At 66.3% G+C, this 17,047-nt stretch carries 13 protein-coding genes; 7 read left to right on the top strand and 6 right to left on the bottom strand.

What is annotated here, in order from left to right:
- Window positions 1-90: 90 nt before the first annotated feature.
- A complete protein-coding gene (locus tag ACXJMY_RS12845) occupies window positions 91-3,210 on the top strand; it encodes a DEAD/DEAH box helicase (protein WP_456619705.1) in 3,120 nt (1,039 codons plus the stop codon).
- 22 nt (window positions 3,211-3,232) lie between these two features.
- Here the strand turns inward: ACXJMY_RS12845 and ACXJMY_RS12840 are convergent, their stop codons facing one another.
- Window positions 3,233-4,381, bottom strand: coding sequence for an amidohydrolase (locus ACXJMY_RS12840; RefSeq protein ID WP_456619704.1), 1,149 nt, complete (start codon window positions 4,379-4,381; stop codon window positions 3,233-3,235).
- A gap of 273 nt (window positions 4,382-4,654) precedes the next feature.
- Window positions 4,655-5,743 (bottom strand): mandelate racemase/muconate lactonizing enzyme family protein, encoded by a 1,089-nt coding sequence (locus ACXJMY_RS12835; protein WP_456619703.1) that lies wholly within the window; start codon window positions 5,741-5,743, stop codon window positions 4,655-4,657.
- Between the two features lie 182 nt (window positions 5,744-5,925).
- Here ACXJMY_RS12835 and ACXJMY_RS12830 point away from each other — a divergent pair, with 182 nt between their 5' ends.
- Entirely contained in the window at window positions 5,926-6,189 is a 264-nt protein-coding gene (locus ACXJMY_RS12830) for a hypothetical protein (protein WP_456619702.1), read from the top strand.
- 268 nt (window positions 6,190-6,457) lie between these two features.
- On the opposite strand, the gene ACXJMY_RS12825 is transcribed toward ACXJMY_RS12830, so the two are convergent.
- The 3 genes from ACXJMY_RS12825 to ACXJMY_RS12815 all read right to left on the bottom strand — a co-directional run bounded on the left by ACXJMY_RS12825 (window position 6,458) and on the right by ACXJMY_RS12815 (window position 10,388).
- The gene (locus ACXJMY_RS12825; RefSeq protein WP_456619701.1) at window positions 6,458-7,651 is read right to left on the bottom strand and encodes a M20/M25/M40 family metallo-hydrolase; all 1,194 of its coding nucleotides are present in this window, start codon (window positions 7,649-7,651) and stop codon (window positions 6,458-6,460) included.
- Between the two features lie 402 nt (window positions 7,652-8,053).
- Window positions 8,054-8,818, bottom strand: coding sequence for an outer membrane protein (locus ACXJMY_RS12820; RefSeq protein ID WP_456619700.1), 765 nt, complete (start codon window positions 8,816-8,818; stop codon window positions 8,054-8,056).
- Between the two features lie 325 nt (window positions 8,819-9,143).
- Window positions 9,144-10,388, bottom strand: a complete 1,245-nt coding sequence (locus ACXJMY_RS12815; protein ID WP_456619699.1) for an MFS transporter — start codon at window positions 10,386-10,388, stop codon at window positions 9,144-9,146.
- Between the two features lie 233 nt (window positions 10,389-10,621).
- Between ACXJMY_RS12815 and xylB the strand changes: the two genes are divergently transcribed.
- The 5 genes from xylB to ACXJMY_RS12790 all read left to right on the top strand — a co-directional run bounded on the left by xylB (window position 10,622) and on the right by ACXJMY_RS12790 (window position 16,340).
- Window positions 10,622-12,067, top strand: coding sequence for a xylulokinase (gene xylB / locus ACXJMY_RS12810; RefSeq protein WP_456619698.1), 1,446 nt, complete (start codon window positions 10,622-10,624; stop codon window positions 12,065-12,067).
- A gap of 231 nt (window positions 12,068-12,298) precedes the next feature.
- Complete coding sequence (locus ACXJMY_RS12805; protein WP_456619697.1) at window positions 12,299-13,819, top strand: sugar ABC transporter ATP-binding protein; 1,521 nt, start codon at window positions 12,299-12,301, stop codon at window positions 13,817-13,819.
- Window positions 13,812-14,852 (top strand): ABC transporter permease subunit, encoded by a 1,041-nt coding sequence (locus tag ACXJMY_RS12800; protein WP_456619696.1) that lies wholly within the window; start codon window positions 13,812-13,814, stop codon window positions 14,850-14,852. Before ACXJMY_RS12805 ends, ACXJMY_RS12800 begins: the two co-directional genes overlap by 8 nt.
- 66 nt (window positions 14,853-14,918) lie before the next feature.
- Window positions 14,919-15,866 (top strand): ABC transporter substrate-binding protein, encoded by a 948-nt coding sequence (locus ACXJMY_RS12795; RefSeq protein ID WP_456619695.1) that lies wholly within the window; start codon window positions 14,919-14,921, stop codon window positions 15,864-15,866.
- Between the two features lie 144 nt (window positions 15,867-16,010).
- The gene (locus tag ACXJMY_RS12790) at window positions 16,011-16,340 is read left to right on the top strand and encodes a hypothetical protein (protein WP_456619694.1); all 330 of its coding nucleotides are present in this window, start codon (window positions 16,011-16,013) and stop codon (window positions 16,338-16,340) included.
- A 171-nt stretch (window positions 16,341-16,511) separates the two neighbouring features.
- On the opposite strand, the gene ACXJMY_RS12785 is transcribed toward ACXJMY_RS12790, so the two are convergent.
- Complete coding sequence (locus ACXJMY_RS12785; RefSeq protein WP_456619693.1) at window positions 16,512-16,838, bottom strand: BA14K family protein; 327 nt, start codon at window positions 16,836-16,838, stop codon at window positions 16,512-16,514.
- Between the last annotated feature and the right edge of the window lie 209 nt (window positions 16,839-17,047).

The raw sequence follows: 17,047 nt of genomic DNA, 5'->3' as shown, positions 1-17,047 counted from the left end.
GCTCCGACCAGGACTGTTCCGACCAGGACTTCGCCAAAGACGAGCAAGGCGTCGCAACGCGCCACGATCTCGTCGTCATCGCCCCTTGGCATGATGGCGCTTCATCTGCTGGAACAATGGAAGCAGTCCGCCCGCAGCGGCCTGGTGTTCCTCGCCGAGAATGAGAACAGGGCGGAGCGGCTCGGCAGCATCATTCATGCGCTCGACCCGTCCTGCGAGGTCCTGGTGTTTCCGCGATTGAACACCCTGCCGTTCGATCAATTGGAGCCATCGCGCGAAATCGCCGGACGTCGCGCCTCGGTCCTCAGGCGTCTCGCGAAATCCAGAAGGCCGATCTTTCTCGTCTCGACCGCGGAGGCCGTGATGGAGCGCCTGCCGCCGCCGGCGAGCCTGTCGCGTCTGAATATGAGCTTGAAGGTCGGCGGCGCGTTCTCCGAGCGGGACCTTCAGGCGCGTCTCGAAGCCCTGGGATATGATCTCGACGACGAGCCGGGCTATCCGGGCGGCGTCCTGTTTCATGGCCAGACGTTCGAGATATTTCCCGCCGGCGCGCTTGGTCCGTTCCGGATCGAGCATTCGGGCCGTGCAATACGCCGGATCGTGGCGTTCGACCCGAAAGAGCACGACATCATCTTCGAGACCAGGGAGCTTCTCGTCGATCCGATGTCGGAGCGGCTCGCCTTCGCCGGCAAGCGCGGCAAGCGCGCGACGCTGTTCGACTATTGCGGGCGCGCCAAATGGATCGCCGATGCCGGGGTGGCGTTGCACGCCGACGGCTGGCTGAGCACGATCGAGGAGGCGGCGGGCCGCGCCGACCGAGAGCGCGAATATCTGGGACGGCGCGATTGGAAGCAGGCGACCAGGGGCATGAAAGTGATGCCGCGGACGGCTCCCTTCCAGCCCACGCCGGAGTTTTCGAAGCTGACGGCCTCCAGAAAAGCCCTGCGTGCCTTCGTCGAGGAGACGCGGCGAGCCGGTTCGCGACTGATCCTCGTCGCCTCGCAGGAGGAGGATCTGCGTGCGATGGAGCGGATGAGCGGCGTCAAGGCGGAGCGTCTCGCGGATTGGGACGAGGTGACGAGCGGACGCAATCGCGATGCGGCGATCCTGGCCGATCTCGACGCGGGTTTTGTCGTGCCCGGGAAGAAGGCTCTTGTCGTCGTGACGGCTTCCGACGTGCTCGGCAGCCGGGCTCACCATCCGCAGCCGATGGCCAGGGCCTGGAGCACGCCGTTCGATCATGCCGACGTGCCGGAACAGGGCACGGCGGTCGTTCATCTCCAGCGCGGCCTCGCCGTGCTCGATGGCTTGCAGACCGTGAACACGGGCGGCGGCGCGTTGCGGGAGATGATCCGGCTTGCGTTCGCGGGAGACAATGCGGTTCTCGTGCCGCCGCCTGATCTGGCGTTGATGTGGCCTTATGCGGACGAACCCGGCAAGCTGGCGCTCGACAAGGCGGATGGAAGCACGTGGTGGGCCCGCCGCACCGAGGCCGAGCGGGAGATCCAGGTCGCCGGCAAGGTGCTCGCCAAGCACATCAGCCAGCGCCGCCGCCGGCGGGCCGCGAAGCTGGTTCCACCGGGGTCGGTCTACGAGAAATTCGTGGCGCGCTTCCCGTTTTTCACCACGACCGATCAGGCCAAGGCCGTCCGGGATGTCCTGGATGATCTTGCCTCCGGCCATCCGATGGACCGGGTGATCTGTGGCGACGTGGGATTCGGCAAGACCGAGGTGGCGCTGCGGGCGGCGGCCGCCGTGGCGCTGTCGGGAAAGCAGGTGGTGATCGCGGTGCCGACGACCGTCCTGGCACGACAGCACGTCGCGACCTTCCGCAAGCGTTTCGCCCCGTTCGACATCGAGGTCGGGAGCCTGTCGCGGGCCGCATCGGGCGCGGAGATGCGCGAGACGAAGGAGGGCTTGCGAAGCGGCCGGATGAAAGTCGTGGTCGGAACGCAGGCGCTTGCTTCGAAGGACGTCAAGTTCGCCGATCTCGGCCTCGTCATCATCGACGAGGAGCAGCATTTTGGTGCAGCCGAGAAGGCCAAGCTCTCCGGATTGGCCAAGGGCGTCCACACGCTTTGGATGAGCGCCACGCCGATTCCGCGGACCCTGGCCGCAGGTCTTGCCGGCTTCAGGGACCTCAGCATCATCGCCTCGCCGCCGGTTCATCGGCTTCCGGTCGCAACCAAGATCGCTCCGTTGTCGGATGCGGCCATCGCCTCGGCGTTGCTGCGGGAGCAAAGGCGCCACGGGCAGAGCTTCCTGGTCTGTCCGCGCATCCAGGATCTGGATCCCTTGTTGGCACGCGTGCAGGCGGTGGCGCCGGATCTGCGCATCGTCTGTCTCCATGGCAAATTGCCTGCCGACGAGATCGACGACCGGATGATGAGCTTCGTCGAGGGCGAGGCCGATGTTCTGCTCGCGACCAACATCGTCGAGAGCGGTCTCGACATCCCGCGTGCGAATACGATCGTGGTCTGCTGGCCCGAAAAGTTCGGTCTTGCCCAACTTCACCAGCTCCGCGGGCGGGTCGGGCGCAGCGGAATACGCGCCTTCGCATATCTGCTGACCGAGTCGCTCGCCGAGCAGTCCGAGAAGCGGCTGGCTGTTCTGGAAGAGTTCAGCCGGCCGGGCGCGGGCTTTGCCATCAGCGAACGCGATCTCGATCTCAGGGGTGCGGGGGACCTGTTTTCGGAGCAGCAATCCGGCCATATCCAGGTCTTCGGGCCCGTGCTCTACAGCCATCTCCTGAAAATGGCCTCGGAGAAGGCCGATGACGGCAGGGCGGCGGTGTGGGTGCCCGACCTCAATCTGCCGGTCGCGGACATGCTTCCGCAAACCTACGTGCAGTCGGAGCCGGTGCGGCTCGAACTCTATGCCCGCGCCGCGAGGTGTCGCAGCGAGGATGATCTCGATGATCTGGAGGAGGAAACCTCCCGCCGTTTCGGGCCGCTGCCGCCGATGGCCCGCGACTTCTTCGCCGCGGCCAGACTGAGACTCGATTGCAAGCGGAGAGGCATCATCCGCCTGGACGTCGGGCCCGGGGCGGTGGCTGCGACCTTCCTGCCGGGACGATTGCGGAAATCCAAGGGAAAATCCGCGGGACGATCGCTGCAACGCGACGGCGATCGTGTCGTCTATCACAGTCAGACCCGGGATGCGCCGTTCGACAGCGTCGAAGAGTTGTTCGATCTTCTCGACGATTCCTGATGGCGGCGGCCGGTCTGTTTCGCTAGTTCGCGCTCAACGCCGTCTTGGCGACCTCGGCCATCCAGCGCGATGCCACCGGCAGGATCGCATCGTTGAAATCGTAGCGCGGGCCGTGCAGCTCGGCGCCGTCGCGCAATTCCCCGTTGCCGATCCAGACGAAGGCGCCCGGTCGCTGCTGGAGGTAATGGGCGAAATCCTCGCCGGCCATGCTGGGCGCGAGGTCGCGCCGCACCGGCGCCTGCACTTTCTCCGCAGCCATGCGCGCGAGGCCCGCCTCGGCCGGCGTGTTGATCACCACGCCCACGCCCATCACGATCTCGGGCGTGACCTTGACGCCAAAGCTCGTCGCAATGCCGGCGCAGGTCCGCTCGATTCCGTCGAGGATGGTGTCTTTGATTGCGTCGCGATGAAACCGCAGCGTGCCGCGGATGACGACCTTGCCTGCGATCTGGTTCGGCGCCGTGCCGCCTTCGATCGTGCACAGCGACAGAACCGCGGTGTCGAGCGGATCGACGCTGCGCGACACGATCGATTGCAGCGCGACGATCAAATGGCCCGCCGCCATCACCGGATCGCGGGTCAGATGCGGCATGCCGGCATGTCCGGCATGGCCGTCGATGGTGATGGTGACGCGCCCGCCCGAGGCCATGACGACGCCGTCATGCACCGCGATGCTGCCGGCTTCCAGTCCCGGCCAGTTGTGAAAGCCGAACACCCGATCCATCGGGAAGCGGTCGAACAGCCCGGCCGCGACCATCGCGCGCGAGCCGCCATAACCTTCCTCGGCCGGCTGGAAGATGAAGTCGACGGTGCCGCTCCAGCTGGTGTCCTCCACCAGCAGCGCCGCCGCGCCGAGCAGCGAGGCGGTATGCCCGTCATGTCCGCAGGCATGCATCACGCCGGGATGGCGCGAGGCATAGGTGAGGCCGGTATCCTCGGTGATGGGCAGCGCGTCCATGTCGGCGCGCAGGCCGACGCGGCCTTGCGCGGATCCGCGCGTCAGCGTCGCGACGATGCCGTGCCCGCCGATGCCGGCCTCGAAGGGAATGCCGAGCTCGGTGAGTCTTTCCTGAACGAAGGCGGCGGTGGCCTTTTCCTGAAGGGAGAGCTCGGGATGCGCATGCAGATGCCGGCGCCACGCGGTCAGTTTCTGGTGCAGTTCGGGTGTCAAGGCGGGGTCTTTCGGATGATGACGGCTGCCGCCACCATAGCGGATTATCCGGCGGCTGCATCAAGCGCCTTGGAATGCCTCGCGTGCAGCAACGCTGTCTGCCTTGGTAGCAGCTAGGTGCGACTCTACGCGAGGTGAGCTCCCTCTCCCGCTTGCGGGAGAGGGGTGGGGAGAGGGTGTCTCCGCGGAGAGACTCCCGGCGTGGAAAGAACCCTCTCCCGGCGCTTCGCGCCGACCTCTCCCGCAAGCGGGAGAGGTTAAGGGCAGCGCGCTCTACGGCGCCAGCTTCGCCAGCCCGTCCCAGTCAAAGTTGATGCCGTGGCCCGGGCGGTCCGGCGCCAGCGCCTTGCCGTTCTCGAGCACAAGCGGGTGCTCGATATAGGTGTCGAGCCCGAAGCCGTGCGCCTCGAGATAGGAGCGGTTTTGGCAGGCCGCGAGCAGGTGCACGGTGATGTCGTGCGCGCCGTGGCTGGTGACGGGGAGGTTGAAGGCTTCCGCAAGCCGCGCGATCTTCATGAAGGCGGTGACGCCGCCGCAATTGGTGACGTCGGGCTCGGGATAGGACACCGCGCCCGCAACGATGTAGTTCTTGAACTCCCACAGCGAGCGCAGATTCTCGCCCGCCGCGATCGGCACGCCGCCGGCCTGCATGATGCGGGCATGGCCCGCGACATCGTCGGGAATGATCGGCTCTTCCAGCCAGGTGAGATCGAACGGTTGAAGCGCGCGGGCGGCGCGGATGGCGTCCTCGACCGTCCACTTCATGTTGGCGTCCGCCATCAGCGGAAAACCCTCGCCGAGATGCTGTCGCATCGCCGCGACACGGGCGACGTCGGATTTGAGATCGGGCCGGCCGACCTTCATCTTGATGGCGCGAAAGCCCTTGGCGAGATTGCCGTCGGTCTGCTTGAGCAACGCCTCGACGGAGAGATCGAGATCGATGCCGCCCGCATAGCACGGCACGCGCGCGTCGAACCCGCCGAGCAGCCGGAACAGCGGCAGGCTGGCGCGCCGTGCCTTCAGGTCCCACAGCGCGATGTCGAGCGCGGAGAGCGCCAGCACGGCCGCGCCGCCGCGCCCGCCATAGTGCAGGCCCCACCAGACATGATGCCAGATCGCTTCGGTGTCGTCCGCCTCGCGTCCTTCGACGAGTGCGGGGATCTCGCGCTTGAGGATGTCGGCCGTCGCGCCGCCATTGCGGCCGACGGTGTAGGTATAGCCCACGCCTTCCGCGCCATCGGCATCGTGCACCCGGCAGGTGATCAGCTCGAACGCCGCGATCTCGCCATGGGTGCTGTCGGAGAGCGTGACCGGGAGGGGAATCCGGTAGAGTGCGGACTCGATCGTTGCGATGCGCGGCATGCGGCCTCCCAGCTTTTTCTTTGCAGGCTAGGCCGACAGGCCGCGCCATGCAATGCAGTCGTGGCCAAAATCCGGGCGCATCTTGCGAGAACCCTCGGAGCGCAGCGGGTTGATGTAGATCAACGGAGTCCATCGCCAGGGTGGAGACATGCCGTACACCTTTCGATCAGAAGGAGCACCCAATGTGGATCCTGATGTATGTCTTCTCCTACTCAGTCAGTCCGGCCGCCACAAATGACAGGGCGGAATGGAGACTGCTTCCGACCGTAGTGTTCCAGGAGTTCTCCAACGAAGAGCGATGCAAGGCGGCCAAGTTGAAACTCGAGGACAGCTTGAAGGACGCTGGCGCCAGAATGAGAAGCGGTCTGGAAGATCTGAAGGCTCTGGGCAAGGCCGACCCGGCGCAGATCATCATCGCCTTCAATGTGGAATGCGTCCCGAAATAGGTCGCATGTCAACTGACGGACCTGCTGCACACACAAGCCTGAGCCGGCTACTGCGACGCCGCGAATTGTCCTCGGCAAGCTGCTGACCCTGGGCTAGCCTGCGCTCGATCATGCCTATGACGGTCGACACGTCTTCAAATGCGCGCGAATGCGCCTGTCCCTGTAGGCGGGTGATGTCGAACACCAGAATATCGGCCCGCGCCGTTCGCCCTTGTAAGGCTCTTCCTCCGGATTGACGGCGGCTGCGACAAAGTGCGTTGGCATCACATTACCGCATCGTCGCAAGCTGTACGGCCAGCGCGCAGGCGCGGTCGTATTCGTCGAGATTGATCCATTCGTCGATGGTGTGCGCCTCGTTCTGGCCGGCGCCGAACGTCACGGTCGRCACGCCGTGGCGGACCATCCAGTTGGCATCGAGGCCGCCATTGGCGGTGCGGACATTCGGGGTGCCGCCGACCGCGGACACGGCCTCGACCGCGCGCTTGATGACGGGCTGGCTGTCCTTCATGCGGAACGGAAAATAGTCGGTCTCGGCCTTGAACTTGACCTTGCCGGACTTGCCTTGCGCATTCGTCACCTTCTTGGCCGCCTTCTCGAACGCGGCCTTGTAGGCTTTCGTGATCTCCTTGAAGAACTTTCCGTCGTGGCTGCGGCTTTCGCCGCGCACATGGACGTAGTCGGTGACGACGTTGGTGGCATCGCCCGCGGGGCGGCCTTCGCCGCCGGTGACGGGGCCGATATTGCTCGTCCCTTGCTGCTTGCCCTTCACCACCTTGCCGAACCAGCCGCCGGCCTTCGCGTCTGCAAGGGCGAGCGCCATGATCATGGTCGAGGAGATGCCGCGCTCCGGCGCGACGCCGGCATGCGAGGCGCGGCCGAAGATCTCGACGGTCCAGCGGTCGGCCCCGACCGCGCCGATGATCACGTTGGAGGCCGAGCCGCCGTCATAGTTGAACGCCATCGCCGGCGAGCCGAGCTCGTCGAGCTTGACGTGGCGCGCGCCATAGAGCCCGCTCTCCTCGCGCACGCAGAACAGAAGCGTGATCGGCGGATGATCGAGCTTCTGCTTTTCGAGTTCGGCGGCCAGCGTCACCAGCACGCCGCAGCCGCAGCGATTGTCGCCGCCGAGCGCGGTCTTGGCGTCGTTGACGATCTTGCGTCCCTTGAGCTTCGGCTTGGCGCCGGCGCACAGCGGCACGGTGTCCATGTGGGTCATGAACATGATGCGCGGCTGGTTGTGCAGCGCGCCGCGGCCGGGCAGGTCGACGATGAGGTTGCCGGTTTCGGTCGGCACCGGAATGCGGGTGTTGGCGTCGTCGAGCCGGATCGCCTTCGCCGGCACGCCGCTCTGCTTCAGCGCGGCGGTGAGCTCCCGCCCGATCGCCGCCTCCTGTCCGGTGACGCCCTCGACGGAGAGGAAGCGCATGAGGCGATCGGTGGCGGCTTTGGTGTCGACAGGCATGAGGTATTCCTTTGACGAACGGCGAGGCTGAGGGTTTGCCGTGAGCGAGGCGGGACGAAGCAGTCAGGCCTACTCTAGCGTCGGCCTCGGCGACGCATAGACCAAAAAGATCAGCGTTCCCGCCAGAAGCATTGCTGCCATGCGGACAGTCCGGTGAATTTGGGGCGGGGCAGGGCGGCGAGCGGATTCCGGGCAAGGACCTTGTGCAGGGAGCAGGGCCTATCGCGAGCGGATCAAGGGCGGTGCCGGGACGGCCGCATCAAAGCCACAGAGGCTGCTTGGGGTCGTTCGTGTCGGCGATCAGCGCCTTTGGTGGATGATCACCGCAATTCAGCACTGCGGCCGCAACCACGGACTCGGCGCGTCGAGCCCGACGCGCCGCCGATGCGTTCGGCAAATCAATCAGTATCGCGCGACGAGCGGGGCGAGCGCGGTATTGAAGCGCCAATTCACGCCGAGCATAACGGTTTGCATGTTCTGCCGGACGCTGGCCGGAAAGAAGGGAGCGCCGGCACATAGGGGATTGCCGGAGCAGTTCAGGGTGTAGCCGTTCGTTCCAAAGTCGAAATAATTGTATTCGGCCTTCAACGACAGGTTTGGCAGCAGCGCATATTCGAGGCCGGCACCGACGACGAATCCCGTCACATCGCGCGAACCCTTGAAATCAATCGTCGTGGCGGCGAAGTCGGTCTGCGTCATCTGATGGTTGAAGCGGGCGAAGGCGGCGCCGCCCTTGGCGTAGAACAGTACGCGATCGAACGCGTAGCCGACGCGGCCCGTCGCGGTGGCGACGCGATCGAGCTGGGTCGTCAGCAGGAAGCCGAAGCCACCGCCCGGAAGCAGTGTCGTGCTGGTGTCCTTCATGTCAGCCCAATCGAACTGGCCTTCGACGCCGACCACGAGGGAGCCGACCTGATAGTCGCAGCCGCCCTGCACGCCAGCGAGCCAGCCGCTGCTGTGATTGGCGGTGAATGCTTGCCCGACGATGGGCTGCTGCTCGTTGACCCCGCGGCCGCCGCCGCCATTGCCGCCGACATAGCAACCGGTCCAGGAGAAGGCCGGGGCCGCAGGTGCGGCCTTGTACGGCATCGGCACGTCCGCCGCCATCGCCGAGGCAAACGTCGAGACTGCCAGCGCAATGGCGCCGAAAAGGGTTTTGGTGGTCATGGGGAGAATCTTCCTTCAACTAACGGCAAAGGCGCCTGAAGCGTATCGTGCGAGTCGGCATCGCACAGGCCAGCGACTTCATCTGATGAGTCGTGCGACTTCGCGATCTGGTCACAGTAGCTGGCGGGTCACTCGGCGGCTGTACCCACCGGGCCACAGTGGAAATAACGGCCACTGCAGGTTGCGACTTTTCACTGAGGCTGGCGCGACAGGGAAAATCGGGAATTTCGGTGACAGTGCGCTGAACGTCGCCGGCTGACTGCACGCGACGTAATCGGCAGGAAAATGAAACATCCCTTGCGGCACGCTGTTGTACGAGGCTGCTTCACGCGGTCCGCGTATACGCCAGGAAGATCAGTGTGCCGGAAAGGAGCGCCGCCGCCATGAACAGCAGCACTGCCGGCAGCCCCGCGAGCGCCGCCACCGCGCCGGTGATCGACTGCATCAGGGCCGCGCCGAGGAAGAAGGCGAGGTTGATCGCGGCGAGCGCCTTGCCCGCAACTTGCGCGTCGACCAGCTGCCGCGACATGCCGAACAGCAGCGGCTGCGCGGAGGTCGCAAGCCCAATCAGCACGAACAGCACCAGATCGTATTGCGGCGGCATCACGGCGACGCCGAACAGCGCGGAGACGGCGTAGTGCGGCGCGCCCAGCGCCATCAGCGCGAGCAGCAGCGCCCCGACCAGATGCGTGCCCGCCACCAGCTCGCGGCGGTGGCCAAGCCTGCGATCGATCATGCCGATGCAAAGGGGACCCGCGATCATCGCAAGCGTGAACGCGCCAAGCTGGTTGCCGGCCTCGACCCGCGACAGTCCCTTGACCTGCATCAGCCACGGTCCGCCCCACAGGCCCCGCAGCACCAGCGTGGTCGCCAGCGACACCAGCGCCAGCGCGATCAGGCCGCGCAGCGGCCGCGACAGGCCGAGCCGCAGCACCTCGATCATCTGCGACAGCGGCGAGGAGGCGTCCTTGTGCTCGGCCGGCTGCTTCGGCACCAGCGCGAACACGGCGAGCGCGACCACAAGGCCGCCGAGGGCCGAGATCCGGAATCCGGCGCGCCAGCCATAATGATCGACCACGAAGGCGAGCGGGCTCGACGACAACAGCATGCCGATATTACCGATTGACAGGATCGCGCCCGACCACAGCCCGAAGCGCGCCGCCGACAATTGCTTGGCCGCCAGCGTCATCGGGCACATCAGCATGCCCGAGGTGGCAACTCCCAGCAGCAACTGCCCGACCGCAAAGCTCTCCGGCCCGGTCGCAAATCCCGAGGCGATCGCGCCGAACACGGTCCCGCCGAGCAGGCCGAGCGACACCGGGCGCACGCCGAACCGATCCATCGCCGCGCCGACCGGGATCTGCGCAGCGGCAAAGGCGAAGGGATAGACCGAGGTGAGGCTCGCCAGCGCCTGCGGCTCGATGCGGAAATCCGCCGCCATCAGATCGAGGCTGATGGCCGGAATGGTGCGCAGCAATGTCGACAGCATGTGGCCGCAGGCGAGCGCGACCAGCGCAAAGATCAGCGCACGCGTGCCATCTCCCGCGTCGTTGGTGCCAGCGGTCCCCATCAGCGTCCCGTCCCGATCAGCTTTTGAGGTGGCGTTACACGATCGGGGAGGCCGTGCCAATGGCGGGGGAGGCGGCGACAGCGCACGCAGGCCGGCCTTGCAAATTTGGGATGATGGTGGCGAGCCTACGCAGCGATGGTGCGGGCTGTTCCGTGATCGAGCTCCACGGCAGACGGCTTGAAATCATCGCTCCCTGTCCGCAATGTCGCCGGCGCGCAAAGGCGAGTGGCATCATGTATCTCGGCATCGATCTCGGCACGTCGGCCGTCAAAACCGTTCTCGTCGACGACGCGCAGCGCGTGGTGGCGAGCCGCAGCCGGCCGCTGACGGTCAGCACGCCGCGTCCCGGCCATTGCGAACAGGACCCGGCGCAGTGGATCGAGGCGACATTTGCGGCGCTGGACGCGCTGAAGGCCGATCACGCGCGCGAGCTGGCCGCGGTCGAGGGCATCGGCCTGTCGGGCCAGATGCACGGCGCAACGCTGCTCGATGCCGGTCTCACGCCGCTCCGGCCCTGCATTCTCTGGAATGACGGACGGTCTGTCGCGGAATGCGCCGAGCTGGAGCAGCGCTGGCCCGCATTGCGGGCGACGACCGGCAACAAGGCGATGCCGGGATTCACGGCACCGAAACTGGTGTGGGTTGCGAGGCACGAGCCGGAGATCTTCGCGGCGACAAGACTCGTGCTGCTGCCCAAGGCCTATCTGCGCCTGGTGCTGACCGGCGAGGCGATCGAGGATGTCTCGGACGCCTCGGGATCGCTGTGGCTCGATGTGGCGCGCCGCGACTGGTCGGATGAGGGGCTCGCCGCGACCGCGCTGTCGCGCCGGCAGATGCCGCGTCTGGTCGAGGGCTGCGCCCCAGCGGCGCGGCTGCGCAGCGAGCTGGCGCAGCGCTGGGGCATGGCCAGGCGGCCGATGATCGCCGGCGGCGCCGGCGACAATCCGGCGGGCGCCGTCGGCATCGGCGCCATCAACCCCGGCGCGGCCTTCATTTCGCTCGGAACCTCCGGCGCGCTGCTGGTGCCGACCCGGACGATCGCGGCCAATCCGGAGCGGGTCGTGCACACCTTCTGCCACGCCGTCCCCGGCCGGTGGATTCAGGCCGGCGCGATTCTCTCGGCGGCATCGTGCCTGGCCTGGATCGCGCGGCTGTTGGGGGCGTCCGAGGCCGAGCTGCTGGCGCCGCTCGGGTTGCGCCCGCAGGCGCCGTCGCCCGTCAGCTTCCTGCCGTACCTCTCCGGCGAGCGCACCCCGCACGATGACCCGGATGTGCGCGGCATGCTCGATGGGCTCGGTCACGCCACCGATCGTGACGCGATCGTGCAAGCCGTGCTCGAAGGCGTTGCCTTCGCGCTTGCGGATTGCCGGGACGTGCTGGCCGAGACCGGACTGGCGATCGCGGAGGCGGATGTCATCGGCGGCGGCTCGCGGTCGCGGTTCTGGCTGTCGGTGCTGGCCAATGTCCTGAACATCCCGGTGCATCGCTTTGCCGATGGCGAAACCGGCGCTGCGTTCGGCGCGGCGCGTCTCGGGCGCCTCGCGGTCACCGGGGAGGCGATCGACGCCGTCTGCACCGCGCCGCAGCGCGTCGAGACGTTCGAGCCCGAGCCCGCGCTTGCGCAAGCCTATGCCGCGCGGCTTCCGGAATGGCGCCGTCTGTACCGGCCGCGGCGCTGACCGCGATCCGATCCGGCGCAAGGATGGTGCGCGATGATGTGGCGAAGAAAAGGCATCGCGTCCGAACATCGGTTCCGTCCCAAAAAGATAAATCCGCTCCCGGCGGTTCGCGAGCGCGCGGGAGGGATTGCCCTGCGCCGCAGCCTTTTGTTTAATGCGCGCATTCGCGCCAGGGACCAAACGAGACGCGGATGAGATGCGATGCCGCCGTCGGCGCGTCGGGGAGGTGTGATGAGCGAGCCCATCCTCGAGATGCGCCGGGTCTCCAAATCGTTCTTCAGCATCAAGGCGCTGCGCGACGTCGACCTCACCGTCTATCCGGGCGAGATCCACGCCTTGATGGGCGAGAACGGCGCCGGCAAATCCACGCTGATGAAGATCCTGTCGGGTGCCTACCGGCCCGATCCGGGCAGCGAGATCCGCATCGACGGCCAGCCGGTGCAGATCAACGGCCCGCTCGGCGGCCGCGCGGCCGGCATCGCCATCATCTATCAGGAACTTTCGCTCGCGCCCAATCTGAGCGTCGCCGAGAATATCTATCTCGGCCGCGAGCTCTCCCGCGGCGGATTGCTGGCGCGCGAGGCGATGCAGGCCGGCGTCGGACCGATCCTGGCGCGGCTCGGCGCGGATTTCACGCCGCAGACCCTGGTCGCCAATCTCTCGATGGGTCAGCGCCAGCTGGTCGAGATCGCCCGTGCGCTGCACGCCCGCTCGAAGATCCTGATCATGGACGAGCCGACCACGGCGCTGTCGGCCGGCGAGAGCGAAAGGCTGTTCGCCCTGATCCGCCAGCTGCGCGCCGAAGGTCTTGCCATCATCTACATCTCGCATCGCATGGACGAGGTCTATGCGCTCGGCGACCGCGTCACGGTGCTGCGCGACGGTACGCTGGTCGGTTCGCTCGACAAGCCCGAGATCCGCGCCGACGCCATCGTGCGGATGATGGTGGGACGCGACGTCTCGTCCTTCTACAAGAAGGACCATGATCCGCAGGCACGGCCGGGCGCGCCCGTGCTCGCCGCCGTCGACATCGCCGACGGGCGGCGGGTCAAGGGCTGTTCGCTGACGGTGCATGCGGGCGAGGTCGTCGGCCTTGCCGGCCTGGTCGGCGCCGGCCGCACCGAGCTTGCGCATCTCATCATCGGCGCCGCGCCCATGATCTCGGGCCATGTCGAGATCGAGGGCCGCGCGGTCTCGATCCGCACGCCCGGCGAGGCGCTGGATGCGGGCATTGCCTATCTCACCGAGGACAGGAAGGCGCTCGGCCTGTTCCTCGACATGTCCTGCCTCGACAACATCAATCTCGCGGTGCTCGGCCGCGACGCGAAGTTCGGCGGCATCCTCGACCGCGACAAGGCCCGCGACCGCGCCAAGCGTGCGTTCACGGGGCTCGGCATCCGCGCCGCGAATGTCGGCGTTCCCGCCGGCGGGCTCTCGGGCGGCAACCAGCAGAAGGTGCTGCTGTCGCGGCTGCTGGCGATCGGCCCGAAGATCCTCATCCTCGACGAGCCGACGCGCGGCGTCGACGTCGGCGCCAAATCCGAGATCTATTCGATCATCGACAACCTCGCGAAGTCAGGAACCGCGGTTCTCGTCATCTCGTCCGACCTGCCCGAGATCATCGGCATCTGCGACCGCGTCATCGTGATGCGCGCGGGGCACATTGCCGGCCAGATGCGGAGGGGTGCGGCGCCGCTCAGCCAGGAGGAGATCATGGCCCTTGCCACCGGAACGGAGCAGCTCGATGCCTGAGAACGGCGCTTCCGCCAAGGCCGCCCCGGCCGCGCCCGGGCTGGCCGCCGCACAGGAGACCAAGCGGCAACGCACGCGGATGATCATTCGCGCGGTCGGCATGCTGCCGGTGTTGCTGCTCCTGTGCATCGGCTTTCATGTGCTGTCGGACGGCCGCTTCTTCACCGGCCAGAACATCGGCATCGTGGTGCAGCAGTCCGCGGTCAACACCGTGCTGGCCGCGGGCATGACCTTCGTCATCCTCACCGGCGGCATCGACCTCTCGGTCGGCTCCATCCTGGCGGCGTCGGCGATGGCCGGGCTGATCATTTCCAAATTCCCCGATTTCGGATGGCTCTGGCTGCCGGCCGCGGTGCTCACCGGCGCCGTGTTCGGCATCCTCAATGGCGGCCTGATCGCGCTGTTGCGGCTGCCGCCCTTCATCGTCACGCTGGGATCGTTGACCGCCGTGCGCGGCGCGGCGCGCCTGCTCGGCGCCGACACCACGGTGTTCAATCCGTCGATCCCCTATGCCTTCATCGGCAACGGCGCCCTGACGCTCATTCCCGGCGTCGTGTCGATACCCTGGCTCTGGGTGATCGCGCTATTGGTCATCCTGGTGTCGTGGCTGGTGCTGAAGCGCACCGTGCTCGGGGTGCACATCTATGCGGTCGGCGGCAACGAGAGCGCCGCGCGGCTCGCCGGCATCAAGGTCTGGGCCGTGCTGATCTTCGTCTATGGCGTCTCCGGCCTGCTCGCGGGCCTCGGCGGCGCCATGCAGGCGGCGCGTCTCTACGCCGCCAACGGCCTCCAGCTCGGCCAGTCCTACGAGCTCGACGCCATCACCGCCGTGATCCTCGGCGGCACCTCCTTCGTCGGCGGCATCGGCTCGATCTGGGGCACGCTGGTCGGCGCGCTGATCATCGCGGTGTTGTCGAACGGCCTGATCCTGATCGGCGTGTCCGACGTCTGGCAATATGTGATCAAGGGCCTGGTGATCATCGGCGCGGTGGCGCTGGACCGCTATCGGCTGCAGGGCTCGGCGCGCACGTAAAACCATAGATCCGTCACGACAACTGGTCGTCGTGTCGGAGCTTCAAACAGACCAGGGAGGAAGCCAATGTTGAAGACGATCTCGTTTGCCGGCGCCGCCATGGCGCTCGTCCTGAGCGCCGCGCCGTCCTGCGCCAAGGAGCTCAAGTCGATCGGCATTTCGCTGGGCTCGCTCGGCAATCCGTTCTTCGTCGCGTTGTCGAAGGGCGCCGAGTTCGAGGCCAGGAAGACCAACCCCAACGTCAAGATCACCACGGTCGGCTTCGAATACGACCTCGGCAAGCAGGTCACCCAGATCGACAATTTCATCGCCGCCGGCGTCGACCTGATCCTGCTCAATCCCGGCGATCCCAAGGCGGTTGGCCCTGCGATCAAGAAGGCGCAGGCCGCCGGCATCGTCGTCGTGGCCGTCGACACCGCGGCCGAAGGCGCCGACGCCACGGTCACCACCAACAACGTCCAGGCCGGCGAGATCTCCTGCCAGTACATCGTCGACAAGCTCGGGGGCAAAGGCGATGTCATCATCGAGAACGGCCCGCATGTCTCCGCGGTGATCGACCGCGTCGTCGGCTGCAAGAACGTGCTCGGCAAGAACCCCGGCATCAAGGTGCTGTCCAACGACCAGGACGGCAAGGGCTCGCGCGAAGGCGGCCTGACGGTGGCGCAGGGCTATCTGACCCGCTTTGCCAAGATCGACGCCATCTTCGCCATCAACGATCCGCAGGCGATCGGCACCGACCTTGCGGCGCGCCAGCAGCAGCGCACCGGCATCGTGATCACCGCGGTCGACGGCGCGCCCGACATCGAAGCCGCGCTCAAGGATCCGCAGTCGCAGCAGATCCAGGCTTCCGCCTCGCAGGACCCGTTCTTCATGGCCCGCCGCGCCGTGCAGGTCGGCGTCGGCATCCTCAACGGCCAGAAGCCCGGGTCCACCGTCGAGCTGCTGCCGTCGAAACTCGTGACGCGCGACAATGTCGGGGAGTACAAGGGGTGGACCTCGGACCGCTCGCAGTAGCGGCGACAGCGTGAGTGACGGCCGGCGCCGACCACGGCGCCGGCCGCGCCGCGTTCGCTCGCAACGTCTGCGCGCCTCCGCGCCTATGACGTTGCCGGGGTCAGGAACGCGCGACGGAGATCGGACAAGGGGGGAGGCTGACGAATGGTCCGCATCGCAGTGATCGTATTGGGCGTGCTTCTGTCTTCTGGGGCAAATGCACAGACCCTGAGACTGAAGAGTTATCTGCATCCGGAAAATGAAAGGCTACGGATTCTGAATGACATCTATCTGGCGGGCGCGATGGACGCACTGCTGGCCTACAACATCGCGGCCCCCGTCAAGCTGTTTTGCAAGGAAGGCGGGTTTGTCAGCCACGAGGAGGCGGCTCATTTGCTTTCGGACTGGGCCGAGAAGCAGACGACTTATCCGGACGACACCATCATCGTCATGCCGCTGCTGCAGCTTCTGAAGAAGGCCTATCCGTGTCACTAGCCGCGATCCGCGTCATCGGACCAAGGCTGACCGTCGCGCACCGGTTAGCCGCAACCAGCAACATATCCGGGAAGATTCGAGACGCCATCTCGGCGGCGTCTCGAATCCAACCGGACCTGCGGGCCATCCACTCGGAAATGTCCGCTTGATCCGGTGATTTGCGGCCTTGCCTTAGTTGCAAGGATGGCGGCTTCCGTCGTCACCGAGGTAGGTGCCCGTTGCCGGATCGTAGGATCGATAACGCTCCGCGCAGGAACGTGACATCGCGCTGTCCATGCGAGCGCGAGCGTTGTCGAAACCTTGCACAGGAGCTGCGCCATCCGGCAATTCGAGGCCCATCCGACCCGCCGGCGTCAGTGTGCCATTCAGGTTGCGATTGGGATTCTCGGCCTCGTAAGTATCCGGGTGGCTGCTCGCAAAGCCGGATTGCGCGTAGGCGGCGCTTGCGGTCAGGCCCGACAACAAGGCCACGGCAGCGAGAAGTTTAAGTCCGGTCATAGTCGATCTCCATCATGAGCCGGCGCATCGGCTGCCGGTGCGGTTGGATGTGGATCGACATCGCGCGCTGAACAAGCTCGCCGTGATGCCATACTCGCGATCTGGCGCATCTTGTCGTTCAAATACAGAAAGCGTCGTTTGTTTTCGGAACGCGAACAACGTTCCACCGCCGCCAGGCGCGAAGTGACCGCGGAGACAGCGCGGCAGCG

Source organism: Bradyrhizobium sp. P5_C12, assembly GCF_054049735.1.
The sequence above is the reverse complement of the archived record's forward strand: the minus strand, read 5'-3'. Positions and strand labels throughout refer to the sequence as shown.